Annotated in this window: 1 protein-coding gene; it reads right to left on the reverse strand. The window is 41.8% G+C overall.

What is annotated here, in order from left to right:
- A partial coding sequence (locus ETI37_RS07710; protein ID WP_341872603.1) for a Rib/alpha-like domain-containing protein occupies positions 1-555 on the reverse strand: 555 nt, incomplete at its 3' end.
- Between the last annotated feature and the right edge of the window lie 131 nt (positions 556-686).

Here is a 686-nt window from a genome sequence, read left to right on the forward strand (position 1 = left end):
ACCTTCGCCTGGAATTGTAATTACTACTGGTACCTTTGCACTTTCACCTGGTTTGAGGTTCTTAGCAGTTTCTTCTGCTCCTTCACCCCATCTTACCTTAGTTCCTTCTGGCAAGTCACCTAAGTTAGTTACTGTAGTATCTGCTGATGGTAAGCTTCCATCACCATTAGTGTTTACATCACGGGTCTTTGGTTCTACTGTTTCTGTCTTAGGACGAGTAACAGTTACTTCAACTGTCTTTTCACCTTCGCCTGGAATTGTAATTACTACTGGTACCTTTGCACTTTCACCTGGTTTGAGGTTCTTAGCAGTTTCTTCTGCTCCTTCACCCCATCTTACCTTAGTTCCTTCTGGCAAGTCACCTAAGTTAGTTACTGTAGTATCTGCTGATGGTAAGCTTCCATCACCATTAGTTTTTACATCACGAGTCTTTGGTTCTACTGTTTCTGTCTTAGGACGAGTAACAGTTACTTCAACTGTCTTTTTACCTTCGCCTGGAATTGTAATTACTACTGGTACCTTTGCACTTTCACCTGGTTTGAGGTTCTTAGCAATTTCTTCTGCTCCTTCACCCCATCTTACCTTAGTTCCTCACCTAAGTTAGTTACTGTAGTATCTGCTGATGGTAAGCTTCCATCACCATTAGTGTTTACATCACGGGTCTTTGGTTCTACTGTTTCTGTCTT

The organism is Lactobacillus mulieris (assembly GCF_007095465.1).
Taxonomy (GTDB): domain Bacteria; phylum Bacillota; class Bacilli; order Lactobacillales; family Lactobacillaceae; genus Lactobacillus; species Lactobacillus mulieris.